This window comes from Pseudomonas sp. TWR3-1-1 (genome assembly GCF_049896545.1).
Taxonomy (GTDB): domain Bacteria; phylum Pseudomonadota; class Gammaproteobacteria; order Pseudomonadales; family Pseudomonadaceae; genus Aquipseudomonas; species Aquipseudomonas weihenstephanensis.
Genome location: NZ_JAFCUO010000011.1, coordinates 141,766 through 161,506, shown reverse-complemented (window position 1 = coordinate 161,506; position 19,741 = coordinate 141,766). Strand labels below are relative to the sequence as shown.

The following is a 19,741-nucleotide window of genomic DNA, read 5'->3' as shown; positions in this document are numbered from 1 at the left end:
TACGCGCGCGAATGACCCATGACAGTTTTGTGTTCATTGTTGCAACGCATGACAGAGCATTGCGCTAGTCTTGTGAGCTCTTGCCAGGGAGTTTTCCATGTTCGAATCCGCTGAAATCGGTCACTTCATTGACAAAGAAACCTACGACAACGAAGTGCCTGCGTTGCGCGAAGCCCTGCTCGAAGCGCAATACGACTTGCAGCAACAGAAGCGCTCGGCAGTCATCGTGTTGATTAACGGTATTGAGGGGGCTGGCAAGGGTGAAACCGTCAAGTTGCTCAGCGAATGGATGGACCCTCGCTTGATCGAAGTGCGCACCTTTGATACGCAAACCGACGAGGAACTGGCGCACCCTCCCGCGTGGCGTTATTGGCGCCAATTGCCGGCCAAAGGCCGTATGGGCGTGTTCTTTGGCAACTGGTACAGCCAGATGCTGCAAGGCCGAGTGCACGGTGTATTCAAGGATGCCGTGCTGGACCAGGCAATCAACGGTGCTGAACGTCTGGAAAAAATGCTCTGTAATGAAGGCGCGGTAATTTTCAAGTTTTGGTTTCATCTGTCCAAGAAGCAAATGAAGGCGCGCCTGAAGGCGCTTCAGGATGACCCGCTGCACAGCTGGCGTATCAGTCCGCTGGATTGGCAACAGTCAGAAACTTACGACCGCTTTGTACGATTTGGTGAGCGTGTAATTCGCCGCACCAGTCGCGACTACGCCCCCTGGAACATTGTGGAAGGTGTCGACCCTTATTACCGCAGCCTGACAGTCGGCAAAATCTTGCTCGAAGGGCTGCAAGCGGCGCTCAACACACCCAAACCTAAAGCGCGTCCCAGCAGTGCTGCGCCGTTGACCGAGGTCATTGATGGCCTGAGTTTGCTTGACTGTCTGGACATGACCCGGCGCCTGGAAAAAGACGACTATCAAGAACAACTGATCACTGAGCAGGCGCGTTTGTCGGGGTTGATGCGTGACAAGCGTATGCGCCGTCATGCCTTGGTCGCGGTGTTTGAAGGCAATGACGCGGCCGGCAAGGGTGGCTCTATCAGGCGCGTGGCCGCAGCGCTGGACCCGCGTCAATACAGCATTGTGCCTATCGCAGCGCCCACTGAAGATGAGCGGGCGCAGCCGTACCTCTGGCGTTTTTGGCGAAAAATTCCGGCCCGCGGCAAGTTCACGGTATTTGACCGTTCGTGGTACGGGCGCGTGCTGGTCGAGCGCATCGAAGGTTTTTGCACACAAGCGGACTGGCTGCGCGCCTACGGTGAAATCAATGATTTTGAAGAGCAGCTCAGTAATGCGGGCGTGATCGTCGTCAAGTTCTGGCTGGCGATTGATAAAGACGTTCAGTTGCAGCGTTTTCAAGAGCGCGAAGCAATCCCTTTCAAACGGTTCAAAATCACCGAAGAGGATTGGCGCAATCGCGAAAAGTGGGACCTGTATCGCTCGGCGGTGTGCGACATGGTCGACCGCACCAGCACTGAAATATCACCCTGGACGCTGGTTGAGGCCAATGACAAGCGTTGGGCCCGGGTCAAGGTCTTGCGCACCATCAACGATGCGCTGCAAGCGGCGTTCGAGAAGCGGGACAAGCACGACAAGAAGCACAAGAAATAACGGCGCTTTTTTGCATCCGGGCGCGTAGCGCTCGTAAAGCTTTCAACGCGCTGATTGCGATGCACCGCAGCCATCGGGTTTAACGATCATTGCGCAACCGGACATCGCCTTCGCCAGCGGCTACGCCAACCATGAATCATGAATCATGAATCATGGATCATCGATCTGTAGCCGCTGACGAGCAACGCGAGGCTGCGTTCGGGCGCGAAGCGGTCGCAGACCATCCAATGTGGTGCTTCATAAACACCGCAGTCATGGGTTTATGATCGCTGCGCAACCGGACATCGCCTGCGCCAGCAGCTACGCCAACCATGAATCATGGATCATCAGCCTGTAGCCGCTGACGAGCAACGCGAGGCTGCGTTCGGGCGCGAAGCGGTCGCAGACCATCCAATGCGGTGCTTCATAAACACCGCAGTCATGGGTTTATGATCGCTGCGCAACCGGACATCGCCTGCGCCAGCAGCTACGCCAACCATGGATCATGGATCATCGGCCTGTAGCCGCTGACGAGCAACGCGAGGCTGCGTTCGGGCGCGAAGCGGTCGCAGACCATTCAATGCGGTGCTTCATAAACACCGCAGTCGAGGGTTTGTGATCGCTGCGCAACCGGACATCGCCTGCGCCTGCGGCTACGCCAACCATGGATCATCGGCCTGTAGCCGCTGACGAGCAACGCGAGGCTGCGTTCGGGCGCGAAGCGGTCGCAGACCATTCAACGCGGTGCTTCATAAACACCGCAGTCGAGGGTTTGTGATCGCTGCGCACTCGGATATCGCCTTCGCCAGCGGCTACGCCAACTTGTTGCGAGCAGGTTTAATGCTTGCCCGCTCCCAACATGTTTTGCGGCCGTACCCATTGGTCGAACTCGGCATCCGTCAAATAGCCCAATTGCAGCGCTGCCTCGCGCAAGGTCAACCCTTCGGCGTAGGCCTTTTTGGCGATTTCAGCCGACTTGTCGTAACCGATATGGGGGTTCAGGGCGGTGACCAGCATCAGGCCGCGCTCCAGGTGTTCAGCCATTTTGGCCGCATCCACTTCCAGGCCTGCGATGCAGTGCTTTTGGAAGTTGCTGCAACCGTCCGCCAGCAGTTGGATGGACTGCAACAGGTTGTGAATGATCACCGGTTTGTACACGTTCAACTGCAAGTGACCCTGGCTGGCAGCAAAACCGATGGTCACGTCGTTGCCCATCACTTGGCACGCCAGCATCGACAGCGCTTCGCACTGAGTGGGGTTGACCTTGCCGGGCATGATCGAGCTGCCAGGCTCGTTGGCTGGCAGTTTGATTTCAGCCAGCCCTGCGCGCGGCCCTGAACCCAGCAGGCGCAAGTCATTGGCCAGTTTCATCAGGGTCACGGCCAGGGTTTTGAGGGCACCCGACAGGTTGGTCAGGGGTTCGTGACCCGCCAGGGCGGCAAACTTGTTGGGTGCCGTGACAAACGGCAAGCCGGACAACGCCGCCAGTTCAGCTGCAATCGCCTCGGCAAAACCGTGGGGTGCATTCAGGCCGGTGCCCACCGCAGTGCCGCCTTGCGCCAGCTCGTAGACGGCGGGCAGGGCGGCGTTGATGCCGCGCTCCGCGTAATCGAGTTGCGCTATAAATGCAGACACTTCCTGGCCAAAGGTGATGGGTGTGGCATCCATCATGTGAGTGCGGCCGGTTTTGACCTGTTTCATGTGGCGAGCCGACAACTCGGCCAGCCCCCCTGCCAGCTCACTGATCGCAGGCAGTAATTGTTCGTGGACGGCTTTGGCGACAGCAATGTGCATAGCGGTCGGAAAACAGTCGTTGGAGCTTTGCGAGCGATTGACATGGTCGTTAGGGTGAACCGGCGATTTGCCACCGCGCCCCTTGCCCGCCAACTCATTGGCACGACCGGCCAGCACTTCGTTGGCGTTCATGTTGCTTTGCGTACCACTGCCGGTTTGCCACACGGCCAGTGGAAACTGGTCATCGTGTTCGCCGCGCAGCACTTCATCTGCCGCTTGTTCGATCAGGCGTGCAATGTCGGCAGGCACATCGCCGTTGCGATCATTAACCCTGGCCGCGGCCTTTTTGATCAGCACGAGAGCATGCAGCACAGGCAGTGGCATTTTCTCGTTGCCGATGGCGAAGTTGATCAGCGAACGTTGAGTTTGCGCGCCCCAATAGGCGTCCTCCGGCACATTCACTTCACCCAGGCTGTCGGTTTCGATACGGCTCATCAGGCGGCTTCCTCTCAGAATGTGATCACACAGCTTAGGCGCTGATTGAGCCTAGGGGTTCAATCTTTGGTTTTAGCGACTTTTGTCGATGGGATGAGAACGACTATCAGATGCGGGGTTGAGTGACACACTTTGTTAGGCGCAGAATGGGCGCCCTTGGGGTTCGACCTCGCTTGCTAGATAAAGGAAACTCGATGACCCGTCTTCGCGCCATCTGTACAGCAGTTGCTCTGGTATGCGCCAGCGGCCAGGTTTTTGCCGATGCTGCTAGCCACGCTGCCAGTGCTGAAACCTTCCTCAAGCTGGCCCATGCCGACAAGCTGGGTACCCCGGTATACATGCAAGTGCAGCAAATGTTTGCCCAGCGTTTTGAGCAAACCAAAGCCCCGGCGGCCAAGAAAGCCCTGCTCGAAACCTACCAGGCCAAAGCTAACACCGCTCTGGACCAGGCCATTGGTTGGGACAAACTGAAGCCGGACATGATCAAGCTGTACACCACCAACTTCAGCGAAACCGAACTCAAGGACCTGGTGGCGTTCTACCAGTCGCCGTTGGGCAAGAAAGTCCTGGAAAAAATGCCGCAACTGACTCAGCAATCGGCCCAAATGACCCAGGCCAAGCTGGAAAGCGCGGTGCCGGTGGTCAACAAGCTGTTGGCCGACATGACAGCAGAACTGGAGCCTAAAGCGGCCCCGGCCAAAAAGAAGTAAGCGGAGCCTGAATGGACATGCAACAACGTATCGAATCGACGCTGAGCGCGTTGCAGCCCGTGCACCTGAACGTGCTGGATGAGAGCCACATGCACAGTCGCGGGTTGCAGACGCACTTTAAGGCGGTGGTGGTCAGCGAGCAGTTTGCCGGGCTTAACAGCGTCAAGCGTCACCAAAAGGTTTACGCCACGTTGGGTGACTTGATGGGTGAGTTCCATGCGTTGGCCTTGCACACCTACACGCCTGATGAGTGGGCGAAAATCGGCACAGCCCCGGCATCGCCGACCTGTGCTGGCGGTGGTCACTCGTTGGCTTAACACGTCAACTTTTTGCTAGAATCCGCAGCGCGCCGCTCAGCCGGCGCGTTTTTTTTTGCATCCGGTTCACCCCTTACGAGGGTAGCCACCTGGAGACATACCCATGACTGCACCTATCGTTGTTGCTGCACTGTATAAATTCGTCACGCTTGAAGATTACGTCGAACTGCGCGAGCCCTTGCTCAAGGCGATGGTTGATAACGGCATCAAAGGTACGCTGCTGATCGCCGAAGAAGGCATCAACGGTACGGTATCCGGCAGCCGTGAAGGCATTGACGGGCTGATGACCTGGCTGCGCGCCGACCCGCGCATGGTCGATATCGACCACAAAGAATCCTACTGCGATGACCAGCCTTTCTATCGGACCAAGGTCAAGCTGAAGAAAGAAATCGTCACTCTCGGCGTTGAAGGCGTAGACCCGAACAAGAAAGTCGGTACCTATGTCGACCCTGAGAACTGGAACGCGCTGATCAGCGACCCTGAAGTGCTGCTGATCGATACCCGCAACGACTACGAAGTATCGATTGGTACGTTTGAGGGGGCCATTGATCCGAAGACCACCAGTTTTCGTGAGTTTCCGGACTACATCAAAGCCAACTTCGACCCGGCCAAACACAAGAAGGTCGCTATGTTTTGCACCGGGGGCATTCGCTGCGAAAAGGCGTCGAGCTATATGCTCAGCCAAGGGTTTGATGAGGTGTATCACCTCAAGGGCGGCATCCTTAAGTACCTTGAAGAAGTGCCGCAAGAAGAAACCAAATGGCAGGGTGACTGCTTCGTGTTTGATAACCGTGTGACCGTGCGTCATGACCTGACGGAGGGCGAGTACGACCAGTGCCACGCCTGCCGCACACCGATCAGTGCCGTCGATCGCGAATCCGAGCACTATCAGCCGGGTATCAGTTGCCCGCATTGCTGGGACAAACTGAGCGAAAAAACCCGTCGCAGCGCCATTGACCGCCAAAAGCAGATCGAGTTGGCCAAGGCCCGCAACCAGCCGCACCCGATTGGCCACAACTACCGTAAACCTGCCGAGGCCTGAGCCATGTCAGCGCGCCTGCTCTATGTGATGGACCCCATGTGCTCGTGGTGCTGGGGGTTTGCAGCCACCGCTCAAGCCTTGGTTGAGCAGGCGCAGGCGGCCGGGGTTGAGTTGCATCTGGTGGTGGGGGGGTTACGTACCGGCAGCGGTGCGGCGCTCGAACCCGCGACCCGACGCTACATCCTTGAGCACTGGCAGGCGGTGAACCAAGCCACCGGTCAGGCGTTCACGTTTGAGGGCGCTTTGCCCGAAGGTTTTGTGTACGACACCGAGCCTGCGTGCCGGGCCATTGTGGCGGCGCGCAGTCTGGCGCCCGATTGCGCATGGACGTTGCTGGGCTTGATCCAGCAGGCCTTTTACGTCCTGGGGCGTGATGTGACCCAGGCCAGCGTGCTGGTGGAACTGGCCGAAACGGCAGGGCTACCGCGCATTGAGTTTGCGGCGGCTTTTGACAGTGCAGAACAACACGCGGCCACAGCGGCGGACTTTACCTGGGTACAAGATTTGGGTATCGCAGGCTTCCCGACCTTGTTGGCCGAGCGTCAGGGGCAATTGGCGCTACTGACTAACGGTTACCAACCCCTCGAACCTTTATCCGACTTGCTCGGCCGTTGGCTTGATCGCGCTGCGAGTGCGTAACTCCAAGGAACTCCTTCTGAATACCCATAACACCCAGATACCGGACCGCCTGACGTGGGCTGAAATCCGTCGATTAGCCCTGCGTCACAAAAAAGCCTTGTGGATTGCCAATGGCGTCGCGGTGCTGGCCACGTTGTGCAGCGTACCCATTCCGTTGCTGCTGCCTCTGCTGGTGGATGAAGTCTTGCTGGGCAACGGTGATGCGGCGCTCAAGGTGATGAATCAATTGCTGCCCACCACCTGGCAGTCTTCTGTGGGCTATATCGGCCTGATGCTGCTGGTGACGCTGATGCTGCGCTGTGGCGCACTGCTGTTCAACGTGCTGCAAGCGCGGCTGTTTTCACGCCTGGCCAAGGACATCGTGTTCCGCATCCGCTTACGCTTGATCGAACGCTTGAAGCGTATTTCGCTGGCCGAATACGAGAGCCTGGGCAGCGGCACGGTGACGACCCATCTAGTCACCGACCTTGAGACCCTCGACAAGTTTGTGGGTGAAACCTTGAGCCGCTTTCTAGTGGCCATGCTTACGCTGGTGGGCACATCGGCCATTTTGTTGTGGATGCATTGGGAGCTGGCGTTACTGATTCTGTTGTTCAACCCCTTGGTGATTTACGCCACCGTACAGTTGGGCAAGCGCGTTAAACATCTTAAAAAACTCGAAAACGACAGCACCTCGCGCTTCACCCAGGCGCTGACTGAAACCCTGGATTCCATCCAGGAAGTGCGTGCTGGCAATCGTCAGGGTTATTTCCTCGGACGGCTGGGGCATCGGGCCAAAGAGGTGCGTGACTTTGCTACCGCGTCGCAATGGAAAAGTGACGCCTCCAATCGTGCCAGTGGTTTGCTGTTTCAGTTCGGTATCGACATTTTTCGCGCCGCGGCGATGCTCACAGTGCTGTTTTCGGACCTGTCGATCGGGCAGATGCTCGCAGTATTCAGTTACCTGTGGTTCATGATCGGACCGGTAGAGCAGTTGTTGAACCTGCAATATGCGTTTTACGCAGCTAGTGGAGCAATGACGCGTATCAACCAGCTGCTGGCGCGTGCCGACGAGCCGCAATACCCGGGGGGTGCCGATCCGTTCAAGGGCCGGCAAACCGTGGGGCTTGAAGTGCGTGAGCTGTGCTTTAGCTATGGCGAGGAGCGGGTGCTCGATCACCTGAACCTCACCATCGCGCCAGGTGAAAAAGTGGCCATTGTCGGGGCCAGCGGCGGGGGTAAAAGCACGTTGGTGCAACTGCTGCTGGGGCTTTATACGCCGCAGTCGGGCAGCATCTTTTTTGCGGGCGAAAGCCAGCCGGATATCGGCCTGGAAACCATCCGCGAACACGTCGCGGTCGTTTTGCAACACCCGGCTTTGTTCAACGACACGGTGCGCGCCAACTTGACAATGGGGCGTGAACGCACCGATGAAGCCTGCTGGCGCGCGCTGGAAATCGCTCAGCTCGACGGGACGATTCGTACCTTGCCCCAAGGGCTGGACAGTATTGTCGGGCGTTCGGGGGTGCGGTTGTCGGGGGGGCAGCGCCAACGTCTGGCCATTGCGCGCATGGTGCTGGCTGATCCCAAAGTCGTGATCCTTGATGAGGCCACCAGCGCGCTGGATGCGGCCACGGAATACAACCTGCATCACGCTTTGGGAAAATTCTTGAGCGGGCGCACTACGTTGATCATCGCTCACCGCTTATCTGCGGTAAAACAGGCGGATCGGGTGTTAGTGTTCGATGGCGGCCGTATTGCCGAGCAGGGTGAGCATCAACAGCTCTTGGCCGAAGGTGGCTTGTACGCGAAGTTGTACGGGCATTTGCAGCAAAGTTGACGCAGGGGTGACGTTGCGTTTTTTGTGTTGAGTGCTTGAATCCCCTCCATGATTCTCTTTTATGTTACAGATTGCCCTGCGCCGGGTTTATCGAAACGTGTCAGCACGTCTGGTTGTTTCGGTTGTCAGAATTTGGCCAGGGGTAAGCAGCAATGAGGCATTTTCTCTGGTTTTCATCTGGCAGTCTGATTGAAAGGGAACTCATGAAACGCAAACGTCCACTTGCAACACCGCGGCTTTTGGGGATTGTCTGGCCCTTTATTGCCGTGGTGCTGTTTCAGGCGTTATTAGGGTGCGTGAGCCTGTACATGCTCTCGGCGGTACGCGGCTATGTCGCGGGAGAGAGTTTGTGGTCCAAAGGTCAGAAAGACGCCATCTATTACCTGAATCTGTACGCTGACAGCCGCGATCAGGCCATCTTCGAAAAGTATCAGCAAGCCATCCGCGTGCCGCAAGGCGGGCATAACCTGCGCCTTGCGCTGGATCAATCACCTCCCGATTTGAGCGCCGCGCGTGAAGGCATTTTGCAAGGCGGCAACAGCCCGGATGATGTGACGAGCATCATTTGGTTTTATCGCAATTTTCGTGATTTCAGCTATCTGGATACCGCGATACAGAAGTGGACGGTGGGCGACGATTACCTGGTGCAGCTCGACACGCTGGCTCAGGAAATACACCAAAAAATCAGTGCCAACCAGGCGACTGATGCGGACGTCAAACGCTGGAAAGCCAATATTTTTGCCATCAATGAGGCAGTGACACCCGCCGCCAAGGCGTTCAGCGACGCCTTGGGCGAGGGCTCACGGTTTATTCAGCAATTGTTGATTTTTATTAACCTGGCAACGGCATTGATGCTGATTCTGCTGGCGCTGTTGCGCACCCATAAAATTCTGGCGCAACGCCGTGCATTTGCTCAAGCGCTGGAGGTTGAGAAAGAACGCGCGCAAGTCACCCTTGAATCGATTGGTGACGGGGTGATTACCACCGACGTGACCGGTGCCATCGATTACATGAACCCGGCGGCCGAATTACTCACCCATTGGAAGGCGCAGCAAGCTCAAGGCGTGCCGCTGGCGGCATTGTTCAAACTGCTGGATGAAAACGCGCAAGATGATGGTTTCAAGCTCATGGACCATATCCTCAGTGGCCAGCTGGGTAATAGCAGTGAGCACTCCAAACTGATTCAGCGCATGGATGGCAGCACCGTGTCGGTGACGTTAGTGGGGGCACCGATTTTCAGTGCAGGCAAAGTCAGCGGCTCTGTACTGGTGCTGCATGACATGACGCAGGAGCGGCAATACATTGCCAATTTGTCATGGCAAGCCACGCACGATGCACTCACGGGTTTGGCGAATCGCCGCGAGTTTGAGTACCGCCTGGATCTGGTGTTGCAAAACCTCGGGCGTCAGCACGGTCGGCATGCGTTGATGTTTCTGGATCTGGATCAGTTCAAGCTGGTGAACGACACCTGCGGCCATGCAGCAGGCGACGAATTGCTGCGCCATATTTGTGCGCTGCTGCAATCCGGGTTGCGCGAGGGCGATACATTGGCCCGTCTGGGTGGGGACGAGTTCGGTATCCTGCTGGAAAACTGTCCTCCCGATGTGGCAGAAAAAATCGCTGAGGGCCTGCGACAAACCGTGCAAAGTCTGCACTTCGCCTGGAAAGGCCGGCCATTTCTCAACACCATCAGCATTGGGCTGGTGCACATCCATCAGGCGCCCGTTACGTTGGAAGGGTTGCTGCGTGCAGCGGACATGGCCTGCTACATGGCCAAAGAGAAAGGCCGCAACCGTGTTCAGGTCTACCACGCCGATGACTCTGAACTGTCGTTGCGCTTTGGTGAAATGGCCTGGGTACAACGCCTGCATGTCGCCCTTGAAGAAAACCGCTTTTGCCTTTACGCCCAGGAAATCACCCCTTTGGGGCAGGATATTGAGGGCGGCCATATTGAGATACTGCTGCGTCTGCACGATGAGTCGGGGCATATCATCTTGCCGGACAGCTTTATTCCGGCCGCAGAGCGTTATGGTCTGATGACCTCAATCGATCGCTGGGTCGTTGAGAATGTGTTCAAAGTGATTGCGCAGTGCACGGCCTTGGGCTCGGACCAGCCGATGGCAATGTGCGCGATCAACTTGTCAGGTTCCACTATTGGCGATGATGACTTTTTGGCGTTTTTGCATGAGCAGTTCGAATGCTATGCCGTACCACCGTCGCGCGTGTGTTTCGAAATAACGGAAACCAGCGCTATTTCCAATCTCGGCAGTGCCATCCGCTTCATCAATGACCTTAAGGGGTTGGGGTGTCACTTCTCTTTGGATGATTTTTGCGCGGGTATGTCGTCGTTTGCATATTTAAAACACCTGCCCGTCGACTTTCTTAAAATAGATGGCAGTTTTGTCAAGGATATGCTGGACGATCCTATTAACCGCGCTATGGTTGAGGTTATTAATCATATCGGGCATGTTATGGGTAAACGCACGATTGCCGAGTTTGTTGAAACCCCGCAAATTGAGCAGGCGCTGATCGAAATTGGTGTCGATTATGCTCAGGGTTACATCATTGAACGCCCGCAATTGTTTACCTGTGACAGCTTGTTGTGCCGCCCCAAGCGCGCATTGCCATTGGCAATGAAGGCGCCGGGCACGTTCCGTTGATGTCTAGCAGGTATGTCTTAATCACCTCTCAGAAGGAACTCGATTGTGATCGATACATTTAATCGTACGGGTCCGCTCATGGACGCCGCCAGTTATCCGCAGTGGGCTCAGCAGCTCATCCGTGACTGTGCAGAGAGCAAGCGTCGAGTTGTCGAGCATGAAATCTACAAGCGCATGCGTGACAACACGATCCACCCCAAGACTATGCGCATGTATTTGATCGGGGGTTGGCCAGTCGTTGAGCAATTCTCGTTGTACATGGGTCACAACTTGGGCAAAACCCGTTACGGAAGGCGCCTGGGTGAGGATATGGCGCGTCGCTGGCTGATTCGTAATATTCGGGTCGAGCTCAACCATGCCGATTATTGGGTGCATTGGGCCAAGGCGCATGGTGTCAGCCTTGAAGACATGATCAAGCAAGACATCCCGGCCGAGTTCCAGGCGCTCAATGACTGGTGCTGGCATACCTGTGCAACGGATTCGCTCGAAGTGTCGATGGCGGCCACCAACTACGCCATTGAAGGGGCTGTGGGTGAGTGGTCCGCGGTGGTGTGCTCAACCAGTGTGTACGAAGAGTCGTTCCCGGAAGAGGGGCGTAAGCGCGCCATGAAGTGGTTGAAAATGCATGCTCAGTACGATGATGAGCATCCATGGGAAGCACTGGAAATCATCTGTACCCTGGTGGGTTTGAACCCGGCGGAGGAAGAACTTGCTGCACTGCGCAAAGCAGTCTGCAAAAGTTACGACTATAAATACTTGTTTCTGCAAGCCTGCCTTCAGTACGAAAAGACATTTGTTGCGCAGGAACGTCGGGAGCTGGTTGAGGCCGGTTAACGATCCGAGGGTGTGAAAAAAACCGCAGGCTGCATGACAGGCAGCCTGCGGTTTTTTGTTTGTGCGCGATTACTGTGCGTCGAATGCTTGCCCGTTGATCCCGGTACTGTCCGGGCCCATCAGGTACAGATACACCGGCATGATGTCCTGCGGCAGCGGGTTGTTCTGCGGGTTTTCGCCGGGATAAGCCTGCGCGCGCATGCTGGTGCGGGTAGCGCCGGGGTTGATGCTGTTTGAGCGCACTGGTGCGATGCCTTCGACTTCGTCCGCCAGGGTTTGCATCAAGCCTTCTGTGGCGAATTTCGACACACCATACGCACCCCAGTAAGCGCGACCTTTGCGACCTACGCTGCTTGAGGTGAAGATCACCGAAGCGTCTTGCGACAGTTTGAGCAGCGGCAGCAGGGTGCTGGTGAGCATGAAGACGGCATTGACGTTCACCTGCATCACGCGCATGAAATTCTCGCCAGACAACTGCTCCATCGGCGTGCGCGGGCCGATGATTGAGGCGTTGTGCAGCAGGCCGTCAAGGTGGCCGAATTCACTTTCGATCATTGCCGCCAGTTCGTCGTACTGGTGAGGCAGTGCGGTTTCCAGATTGAAGGGAATGACTGCGGGCCGAGGGTGGCCTGCGGCTTCAATCTCATCGTATACCTGGCTCAGGTTGGCTTCGGTTTTGCCCAGCAGCAGAACGGTTGCACCCTGCGCAGCGTAGGTTTTGGCGGCGGTTGCGCCGATACCCCGACCTGCGCCCGTGACCAGAATTACGCGGCCCTGAAGCAGGTCAGGGCGAGCAGAATAATCAAACATAAAACACCTCTACAAAAATCAACGAACGAACGCGGTGCAGGCTGCTCAGCAGCTGCACATCGCGTTATCCAATACTTTGCGCAAGTCTGAAGGTTGATCGACCACCACGTCAGCACCCCAGTGATCGGGGTTGTCGTCCGGGTTGATATAGCCAAAGCGCACGGCAGCAGTCTTGGTGCCAGCATCGCGCCCGGACTCGATGTCGCGCAGGTCGTCGCCGACGTACAGCACGCTGGAAGGGTCAAGATTGAGCAGTTTGCAGGCAAGGATCAGCGGCTCGGGATCGGGCTTGCTATGGGTCACGTGGTCAGGGCAGATCAGTACCGCTGAGCGTTCCGCCAGCCCCAGCCGTTCCATGATCGGCTGGGCAAAGCGCACGGGTTTGTTTGTAACCACGCCCCACACCAAATGCGCCTTCTCGATGTCGGCCAGCAACTCGGCCATGCCGTCGAACAATTTGGTATGGATGGCGCAATCACGCTGATAACGCTCCAGAAACTCAAGGCGCAAGGCTTCAAAGCCCGGCGCTTCAGGGTCCATGTTGAAGGTCACGGCGACCATCGCGCGCGCACCGCCCGAGATTTCGTCGCGGATCAGTTTGTCTGCGATAGGGGGCAGGTCGCGCTCGGCACGCATGGCCTGGCAGATGGCAATGAAGTCCGGCGCGGTGTCGAGCAGGGTGCCGTCCATGTCAAAAAGAACTGCTCTTAAACGCATGTCTTACTCCTCGCGCAGGGTCTGGATCATGTAATTGACGTCAACATCGGACTCAAGCTTGTAGTGCTTGGTCAGCGGGTTGTAAGTCAGGCCGATGATGTCTTTGACGCTCAGTCCCGCCTGGCGGCTCCAGGCGCCCAGCTCGGAGGGGCGAATGAACTTCTTGAAGTCATGCGTGCCGCGCGGGATCAGCTTCATGATGTATTCAGCGCCGATGATCGCGAACAGATAGGCTTTCGGGTTGCGGTTGATGGTCGAAAAGAACACCTGGCCGCCTGGCTTGACCATACGGTAGCAGGCGCGGATCACCGAGGCCGGGTCGGGCACGTGTTCCAGCATTTCAAGGCAAGTGACCACGTCGAACTGTGCTGGCATTTCAGCGGCCAGTTCCTCAGCGGTGATTTGGCGGTACTCCACATTCACCCCGGATTCGAGCTGATGCAGGCGCGCGACGGCCAACGGAGCTTCGCCCATATCGATGCCCATGACGTCTGCACCGCGTTGCGCCATGGACTCGCTGAGGATGCCGCCGCCACACCCTACGTCGAGCACCTTTTTACCGGCCAGTTGTACGCGTTCGTCAATCCAGTTGACGCGCAGCGGGTTGATGTCATGCAAGGGTTTGAACTCGCTTTCACGGTCCCACCAGCGATGGGCAAGCGCTTCGAATTTAGCGATCTCGGCGTGGTCAACGTTGCTCATGGGTCAATCCTCTAAAACTAAAACGGGGTAATGCTCCGGGTCCATGCCCCAAGCGTTGGAATCAATGGGTGTGGCCGCTGATGCGGTCGCCCCAGGCCTTGGCGGTCGCGACCAGGTGTGGTTCGTTCAGGCGGGTCAGGCGTCGGTCTTCGACCAGTTGCTTGCCACCGACCCACAGGTGTTGCACGCAGTCGCGGCCCGTGGCGTAAATCAGCTGTGACACAGGGTCGTAGACCGGTTGTTGAGCCAGGCCGCTGAGGTCGAAGGCCACCAAGTCTGCCAGCTTGCCGATTTCGATCGAGCCGATGTCGCTTTCCAGCCCCAGTGCGCGCGCGCCGTTGAGGGTGGCCATGCGCAAGGCGCGATGGGCGTCCAGGGCTGTGGCCGAGCCTGCAACGGCCTTGGCCAACAGGGCGGCAGTGCGTGTTTCACCAAGCAAATCGAGGTCATTGTTGCTGGCTGCGCCATCGGTGCCAACCGCGACGTTCACGCCGGCTTGCCACAAGCGTTCAACCGGGCAAAAGCCACTGGCCAGTTTCAGGTTGGATTCGGGGCAGTGAATGACGCTGGTGTTGCTTTCTACCAGCATTGTCAGGTCGTCATCGCTGATCTGGGTCATGTGAACGGCCTGAAAGCGCGGCCCCAGCAGGCCCAGGCGCGCCAGGCGGGCCAGCGGACGTTCGCCGCTGTGCTCGACAGCCTGGTTTACCTCGAAGGCTGTCTCGTGCACATGCATGTGAATCGAGGCGTCCAGCTCGTCGGCCACAACGCGGATTTTTTCCAGATTGTCATCGCTGACTGTGTACGGTGCATGAGGGCCGAAGGCAATTTTGATTCGCGGGTGGTATTTCAGATCACCGAACAGTTCGACAGCCTGGCGCAGCGATTCATCAGTCGAACTGGCGCCCGGAATGGGGAAGTCGAGAATCGGTATGGCGACCTGAGCGCGAATGCCGCTTTCGTGCACGCGGTCGCAGGCCACTTTGGGGAAGAAATACATGTCGCTGAAGCAGGTGATGCCGCCCTTGAGCTGCTCGGCAATGGCAAGGTCGGTGCCGTCGCGAACGAAGTCTTCGTTTACCCATTTACCTTCTGCGGGCCAAATATGCTGTTCCAGCCAGGTCATCAGGGGCAGGTCATCGGCCATGCCGCGGAACAGGGTCATTGCAGCGTGCCCGTGAGCGTTGATCAGTCCGGGGCAAAGCAACATGTCTGGCAGTTCGCGGGTTTCGTTGGCCGTGTGCTTCAGTGCGGCGTGACGCGGGCCGATGAACACGATGCGGCCATCGCGAACGCCCACGGCATGGTCCTTGAGTACGACGCCGGCAGGTTCGACAGGCACCAGCCAGGTTGGCAGCAGGAGTAGGTCGAGGGACATAGGGGCAGTCGGCATCGAAAAAGGATTCCAGTGCTTTATAAAAGGAGGGCAAGTATACCCGAGCGCCCGGCCGGGCGGCTCGCTATAATCGGCGGCTTTGTTCTGGGTGATGGGGGAGTGCATGCGCGATCGACTGTTGGCAGCAGAAAAGGTAAAGGCCATCGATTGGCGAGGTGAGGCCCTGTATTTGCTGGATCAGCGTATCTTGCCCTTCGAAGAAAACTGGTTGCCCTACACCAGCGCTGATGGCGTCGCACTGGGCATTCGCGACATGGTTGTGCGTGGCGCACCCGCCATTGGTATTGCGGCGGCCTATGGCGTAGTGCTTGCGGCACGCAGCCGCCATGCGCAGGGAGGTGACTGGGTGAGCGCGCTGGAGGAGGACTTCGCGCTGCTGGCAGATTCACGGCCAACGGCAGTCAATCTGTTCTGGGCGCTTAACCGCATGCGTGACCGCCTGACGCGCGCGCACCACCGTGCTGATGTGTTGCAGGTGCTGGAAGCCGAAGCGATTGCCATCCATGAAAGCGATCGCGAGGCCAACCTGACGATGGCGCAATTGGGCGTTGATGTGATTCGTCGGCATCAGGGCAATGCGCAAACAGTCCTGACCCATTGCAATACGGGGGCATTGGCCACTGGCGGCTTTGGTACGGCGCTGGGGGTTATCCGTGGCGCGTTTATCGAAGGCATGATTGAGCAGGTGTATGCCGATGAAACCCGCCCCTGGCTGCAAGGCTCGCGCCTGACAGCGTGGGAGTTGGTAAACGAAGGTATTCCGGTAACGCTCAATGCTGACTCGGCGGCTGCGCACATTATGAAAACCAAGGGCGTGACCTGGGTGATCGTCGGGGCTGACCGGATTACCGCTAACGGCGATGTGGCGAACAAAATCGGCACCTATCAACTGGCCGTCAATGCGATGCACCACGGCGTACGTTTTATGGTGGTTGCGCCCAGCTCCACGATTGATATGGCCTTGGCCAGCGGGGAAGACATCCCGATTGAAGAGCGCGCGGGCGATGAGCTGCTGAGTGTGGGCGGCAAGCGGGTCGGGGCGGATGTACCCGCCTTTAACCCGGTGTTTGATGTCACGCCCGCCGATCTGATTGATGTGATCGTCACCGAGAAGGGTATCGTCGAGCGTCCGGACGCGGCCAAAATGGCTCAGTTAATGTGCCGTAAGCGTCTGCATTAATGCGCTCTCAGCTCCTCTGAGCGCGTTTAAGCCGACAATGGGTGCACTTACTGTGTGCCATGCGCATCTGAGGGATAGGTGCGTGGCGGCGTTTGTGATAACATCCGGCGGTTTCCAGGGTGGCTCGCAAGGGTTGCCCTTAATGCGCAAATCCGTGTCATAACTCGTTGATTTGTCGTAAGTCGTTGCTTGGCACGTGGCCAGCATCGGCGAGCTTCGTTCGTCCCGAATGGATGTGGCGAAGTTTCACCCGAAAAAGGAATCAGGCTTCTCATGGGCGAACTGGCCAAAGAAATCCTCCCGGTCAATATCGAAGACGAGCTGAAACAGTCCTACCTCGACTACGCGATGAGCGTAATTGTCGGGCGGGCACTGCCTGATGCACGCGATGGCTTGAAGCCCGTGCACCGGCGTGTGCTGTTCGCGATGAGCGAACTGAACAACGACTGGAACAAGCCGTACAAGAAATCTGCCCGTGTGGTCGGTGACGTGATCGGTAAGTATCACCCGCATGGTGATACTGCGGTTTACGACACCATCGTTCGAATGGCTCAGCCATTCTCCCTGCGCTACCTGCTGGTAGACGGTCAGGGTAACTTCGGTTCGGTTGACGGCGACAACGCTGCCGCCATGCGATACACCGAAGTGCGCATGACCAAATTGGCCCACGAATTGCTGGCCGATTTGCACAAAGAGACCGTGGACTGGGTGCCGAACTACGACGGCACGGAAATGATCCCGGCAGTCATGCCAACGCGCATTCCAAACTTGTTGGTCAACGGTTCCAGCGGTATCGCTGTGGGCATGGCCACCAATATTCCACCGCATAACCTGGGTGAAGTGATCGACGGCTGCCTGGCGCTGATCGATAACCCGGAGCTGAGCATCGATGAGTTGATGCAGTTCATTCCGGGGCCTGACTTCCCGACGGCTGCCATCATTAACGGTCGCGCGGGCATCATTGAAGCCTATCGCACCGGTCGTGGCCGTATTTACATGCGCGCCCGCTCGATGATCGAAGACATCGACAAGGTCGGTGGTCGCCAGCAGATCGTGATCACCGAGCTGCCCTACCAGTTGAACAAGGCGCGATTGATCGAAAAGATCGCCGAGCTGGTTAAAGAGAAGAAACTCGAAGGCATCACCGAGCTGCGCGACGAGTCTGACAAAGACGGCATGCGTGTAGTGATCGAGTTGCGTCGCGGTGAAGTGCCGGAGGTTATTCTCAATAACCTTTACGCCCAGACCCAACTGCAAAGCGTCTTTGGTATCAACATCGTTGCCCTGATCGACGGTCGTCCGCGCATCCTGAACCTCAAGGATCTGCTTGAAGCGTTCGTCCGTCACCGCCGCGAAGTCGTGACCCGTCGTACCGTATTTGAACTGCGCAAAGCCCGTGAGCGGGGCCACATCCTTGAAGGTCAGGCGGTTGCCTTGTCCAACATCGATCCGGTGATTGCGCTGATCAAGGCTTCGCCAACCCCGTCGGAAGCCAAGGAAGCGCTGATCAGCACACCTTGGGAGTCCACGGCGGTCGTGGCGATGGTTGAGCGTGCCGGTGCCGATTCGTGCCGCCCTGAAAACCTTGACCCGCAATACGGTTTGCGCGACGGCAAGTATTTCCTGTCGCCAGAACAGGCCCAGGCGATCCTTGAGCTGCGCCTGCACCGCCTGACCGGACTGGAGCATGAAAAGCTGCTGGCCGAGTATCAGGAAATCCTCAACCAGATCGGTGAGCTGATCCGCATCCTCAACAGTGCCGTGCGCCTGATGGAAGTGATCCGCGAAGAGCTGGAAGTCATCCGTGCCGAATACGGCGACGTGCGCCGCACTGAGATCCTGGATCACCGCCTTGACCTGACGCTGGGTGACATGATCCCGGAAGAAGAGCGTGTGGTGACCATTTCTCATGGTGGCTACGCCAAGACCCAGCCGCTGGCTGCGTACCAGGCTCAGCGCCGTGGCGGTAAAGGTAAATCGGCAACTGGCGTGAAGGATGAGGACTACATTGCTCACCTGCTGGTCGCCAACAGTCACACCACGCTGTTGCTGTTCTCCAGCAAGGGCAAAGTGTACTGGCTCAAGACGTACGAAATCCCGGAAGCCTCCCGTGCTGCACGCGGTCGTCCGCTGGTCAACCTGCTGCCATTGGGTGAGGGTGAATACATCACCACCATGTTGCCGGTTGAGGAATACACCGAAGGTCACTTCATCTTCATGGCTACCGCGAACGGTACCGTGAAGAAGACCCCGCTGGAATCCTTCAGCCGTCAGCGCAGTGTGGGTTTGATTGCTCTGGAGCTGGACGAAGGTGATGTGCTGATCAGTGCCGCCATCACCGATGGTGAGCGCGAAGTCATGCTGTTCTCTGACGGTGGCAAGGTCACGCGCTTCAAAGAGTCCGATGTGCGTGCAATGGGCCGTACGGCTCGCGGCGTGCGTGGCATGCGTCTGCCTGAAGGGCAGAAGCTGATTTCGATGCTGATTCCTGAAGAGGGCAGCCAGATCCTTACCGCTTCGGCGCGTGGTTATGGCAAGCGCACCGCGATCAGCGAGTTTCCTGAGTACAAACGTGGCGGTCAGGGCGTGATTGCCATGGTCAGCAACGAGCGCAATGGCCGTCTGGTCGGTGCGGTTCAGGTGCTGGACGGTGAAGAAATCATGCTGATTTCCGATCAGGGCACCTTGGTGCGTACCCGTGTTGACGAAGTGTCGAGTCTGGGGCGTAACACTCAGGGCGTCACCCTGATCAAGCTGGCCAGTGATGAAACGCTGGTCGGGTTGGAGCGGGTTCAGGAACCTTCGGAAATAGAAGGCGAAGAGCTTGAGGGTGAAGAGTCTGAAGGGGGTGTTGAGATCGACGGCGAGGTCATCCTGGATGCCGCCGACGGCGAGCAACCACTAGAGGCTGGCGCTGACGAAGAGCAGCCGCAAGAATAAGCGGACACACAGGGGGCGGATGAAGATTCGCCCCCTTGTTGTATGTGTAGGCGTTGCGCAGCGGCGCGAGGCTGCAATCTTTTGATCTGCCATGCAGGTGTGTACACAAAAGATTGCCGTCTCGCAGCACTGCGTAACGCCCATCGATTTATGGC

General features: G+C 57.5%; 15 protein-coding genes. 10 read left to right on the top strand and 5 right to left on the bottom strand.

Annotated elements, in window-relative coordinates:
- Positions 1–97 precede the first annotated feature (97 nt).
- Entirely contained in the window at positions 98–1,612 is a 1,515-nt protein-coding gene (gene pap / locus ACP7A4_RS20625; RefSeq protein WP_203302725.1) for a polyphosphate:AMP phosphotransferase, read from the top strand.
- 816 nt (positions 1,613–2,428) lie between these two features.
- On the opposite strand, the gene ACP7A4_RS20620 is transcribed toward pap, so the two are convergent.
- Complete coding sequence (locus ACP7A4_RS20620) at positions 2,429–3,820, bottom strand: class II fumarate hydratase (protein ID WP_059764155.1); 1,392 nt, start codon at positions 3,818–3,820, stop codon at positions 2,429–2,431.
- A gap of 194 nt (positions 3,821–4,014) precedes the next feature.
- Here ACP7A4_RS20620 and ACP7A4_RS20615 point away from each other — a divergent pair, with 194 nt between their 5' ends.
- The 7 genes from ACP7A4_RS20615 (at position 4,015) to ACP7A4_RS20585 (ending at position 11,841) form a co-directional block, all read left to right on the top strand.
- Positions 4,015–4,530 (top strand): DUF2059 domain-containing protein, encoded by a 516-nt coding sequence (locus ACP7A4_RS20615; protein WP_048365573.1) that lies wholly within the window; start codon positions 4,015–4,017, stop codon positions 4,528–4,530.
- 11 nt (positions 4,531–4,541) lie between these two features.
- Positions 4,542–4,847 carry a BolA family protein gene (locus tag ACP7A4_RS20610; RefSeq protein WP_059764153.1) on the top strand — a complete coding sequence of 102 codons (306 nt, stop codon included), beginning with the start codon at positions 4,542–4,544 and terminating at the stop codon, positions 4,845–4,847.
- A gap of 103 nt (positions 4,848–4,950) precedes the next feature.
- Positions 4,951–5,889 carry a rhodanese-related sulfurtransferase gene (locus ACP7A4_RS20605; RefSeq protein WP_059764151.1) on the top strand — a complete coding sequence of 313 codons (939 nt, stop codon included), beginning with the start codon at positions 4,951–4,953 and terminating at the stop codon, positions 5,887–5,889.
- 3 nt (positions 5,890–5,892) lie between these two features.
- Positions 5,893–6,528 carry a DsbA family protein gene (locus ACP7A4_RS20600; protein WP_059764149.1) on the top strand — a complete coding sequence of 212 codons (636 nt, stop codon included), beginning with the start codon at positions 5,893–5,895 and terminating at the stop codon, positions 6,526–6,528.
- Positions 6,529–6,565: 37 nt separating this feature from the next.
- Positions 6,566–8,347, top strand: coding sequence for an ABC transporter ATP-binding protein (locus ACP7A4_RS20595; protein WP_165599944.1), 1,782 nt, complete (start codon positions 6,566–6,568; stop codon positions 8,345–8,347).
- Between the two features lie 203 nt (positions 8,348–8,550).
- Positions 8,551–11,007 (top strand): EAL domain-containing protein, encoded by a 2,457-nt coding sequence (locus tag ACP7A4_RS20590; RefSeq protein WP_059764147.1) that lies wholly within the window; start codon positions 8,551–8,553, stop codon positions 11,005–11,007.
- Between the two features lie 45 nt (positions 11,008–11,052).
- Positions 11,053–11,841, top strand: a complete 789-nt coding sequence (locus ACP7A4_RS20585) for a TenA family transcriptional regulator (RefSeq protein WP_426248079.1) — start codon at positions 11,053–11,055, stop codon at positions 11,839–11,841.
- A 69-nt stretch (positions 11,842–11,910) separates the two neighbouring features.
- Here the strand turns inward: ACP7A4_RS20585 and ACP7A4_RS20580 are convergent, their stop codons facing one another.
- From ACP7A4_RS20580 to ACP7A4_RS20565, 4 genes are all read right to left on the bottom strand, one after another.
- The gene (locus ACP7A4_RS20580; RefSeq protein WP_059764144.1) at positions 11,911–12,651 is read right to left on the bottom strand and encodes a YciK family oxidoreductase; all 741 of its coding nucleotides are present in this window, start codon (positions 12,649–12,651) and stop codon (positions 11,911–11,913) included.
- Between the two features lie 45 nt (positions 12,652–12,696).
- Positions 12,697–13,368, bottom strand: a complete 672-nt coding sequence (mupP, locus tag ACP7A4_RS20575) for an N-acetylmuramic acid 6-phosphate phosphatase MupP (RefSeq protein ID WP_203302727.1) — start codon at positions 13,366–13,368, stop codon at positions 12,697–12,699.
- 3 nt (positions 13,369–13,371) lie between these two features.
- Positions 13,372–14,070 (bottom strand): bifunctional 2-polyprenyl-6-hydroxyphenol methylase/3-demethylubiquinol 3-O-methyltransferase UbiG, encoded by a 699-nt coding sequence (gene ubiG / locus ACP7A4_RS20570; protein WP_048365581.1) that lies wholly within the window; start codon positions 14,068–14,070, stop codon positions 13,372–13,374.
- Positions 14,071–14,131: 61 nt separating this feature from the next.
- Complete coding sequence (locus ACP7A4_RS20565; RefSeq protein ID WP_059764140.1) at positions 14,132–15,463, bottom strand: TRZ/ATZ family hydrolase; 1,332 nt, start codon at positions 15,461–15,463, stop codon at positions 14,132–14,134.
- Positions 15,464–15,569: 106 nt separating this feature from the next.
- Here ACP7A4_RS20565 and mtnA point away from each other — a divergent pair, with 106 nt between their 5' ends.
- Positions 15,570–16,646 carry an S-methyl-5-thioribose-1-phosphate isomerase gene (mtnA, locus tag ACP7A4_RS20560; protein WP_426248077.1) on the top strand — a complete coding sequence of 359 codons (1,077 nt, stop codon included), beginning with the start codon at positions 15,570–15,572 and terminating at the stop codon, positions 16,644–16,646.
- 273 nt (positions 16,647–16,919) lie between these two features.
- Positions 16,920–19,586 (top strand): DNA gyrase subunit A, encoded by a 2,667-nt coding sequence (gyrA, locus tag ACP7A4_RS20555; protein WP_426248076.1) that lies wholly within the window; start codon positions 16,920–16,922, stop codon positions 19,584–19,586.
- The last annotated feature ends 155 nt before the right edge of the window (positions 19,587–19,741 follow it).

Excerpts from the sequence above, each read along its gene's own strand:
- pap (WP_203302725.1), top strand. The coding sequence starts at position 98 with ATGTTCGAATCCGCTGAAATCGGTCACTTCATTGACAAAGAAACCTAC.
- ACP7A4_RS20620 (WP_059764155.1), bottom strand. The coding sequence starts at position 3,820 with ATGAGCCGTATCGAAACCGACAGCCTGGGTGAAGTGAATGTGCCGGAG.
- ACP7A4_RS20615 (WP_048365573.1), top strand. The coding sequence starts at position 4,015 with ATGACCCGTCTTCGCGCCATCTGTACAGCAGTTGCTCTGGTATGCGCC.
- ACP7A4_RS20610 (WP_059764153.1), top strand. The coding sequence starts at position 4,542 with ATGGACATGCAACAACGTATCGAATCGACGCTGAGCGCGTTGCAGCCC.
- ACP7A4_RS20605 (WP_059764151.1), top strand. The coding sequence starts at position 4,951 with ATGACTGCACCTATCGTTGTTGCTGCACTGTATAAATTCGTCACGCTT.
- ACP7A4_RS20600 (WP_059764149.1), top strand. The coding sequence starts at position 5,893 with ATGTCAGCGCGCCTGCTCTATGTGATGGACCCCATGTGCTCGTGGTGC.
- ACP7A4_RS20590 (WP_059764147.1), top strand. The coding sequence starts at position 8,551 with ATGAAACGCAAACGTCCACTTGCAACACCGCGGCTTTTGGGGATTGTC.
- ACP7A4_RS20580 (WP_059764144.1), bottom strand. The coding sequence starts at position 12,651 with ATGTTTGATTATTCTGCTCGCCCTGACCTGCTTCAGGGCCGCGTAATT.
- mupP (WP_203302727.1), bottom strand. The coding sequence starts at position 13,368 with ATGCGTTTAAGAGCAGTTCTTTTTGACATGGACGGCACCCTGCTCGAC.
- ubiG (WP_048365581.1), bottom strand. The coding sequence starts at position 14,070 with ATGAGCAACGTTGACCACGCCGAGATCGCTAAATTCGAAGCGCTTGCC.
- ACP7A4_RS20565 (WP_059764140.1), bottom strand. The coding sequence starts at position 15,463 with ATGCCGACTGCCCCTATGTCCCTCGACCTACTCCTGCTGCCAACCTGG.
- mtnA (WP_426248077.1), top strand. The coding sequence starts at position 15,570 with ATGCGCGATCGACTGTTGGCAGCAGAAAAGGTAAAGGCCATCGATTGG.
- gyrA (WP_426248076.1), top strand. The coding sequence starts at position 16,920 with ATGGGCGAACTGGCCAAAGAAATCCTCCCGGTCAATATCGAAGACGAG.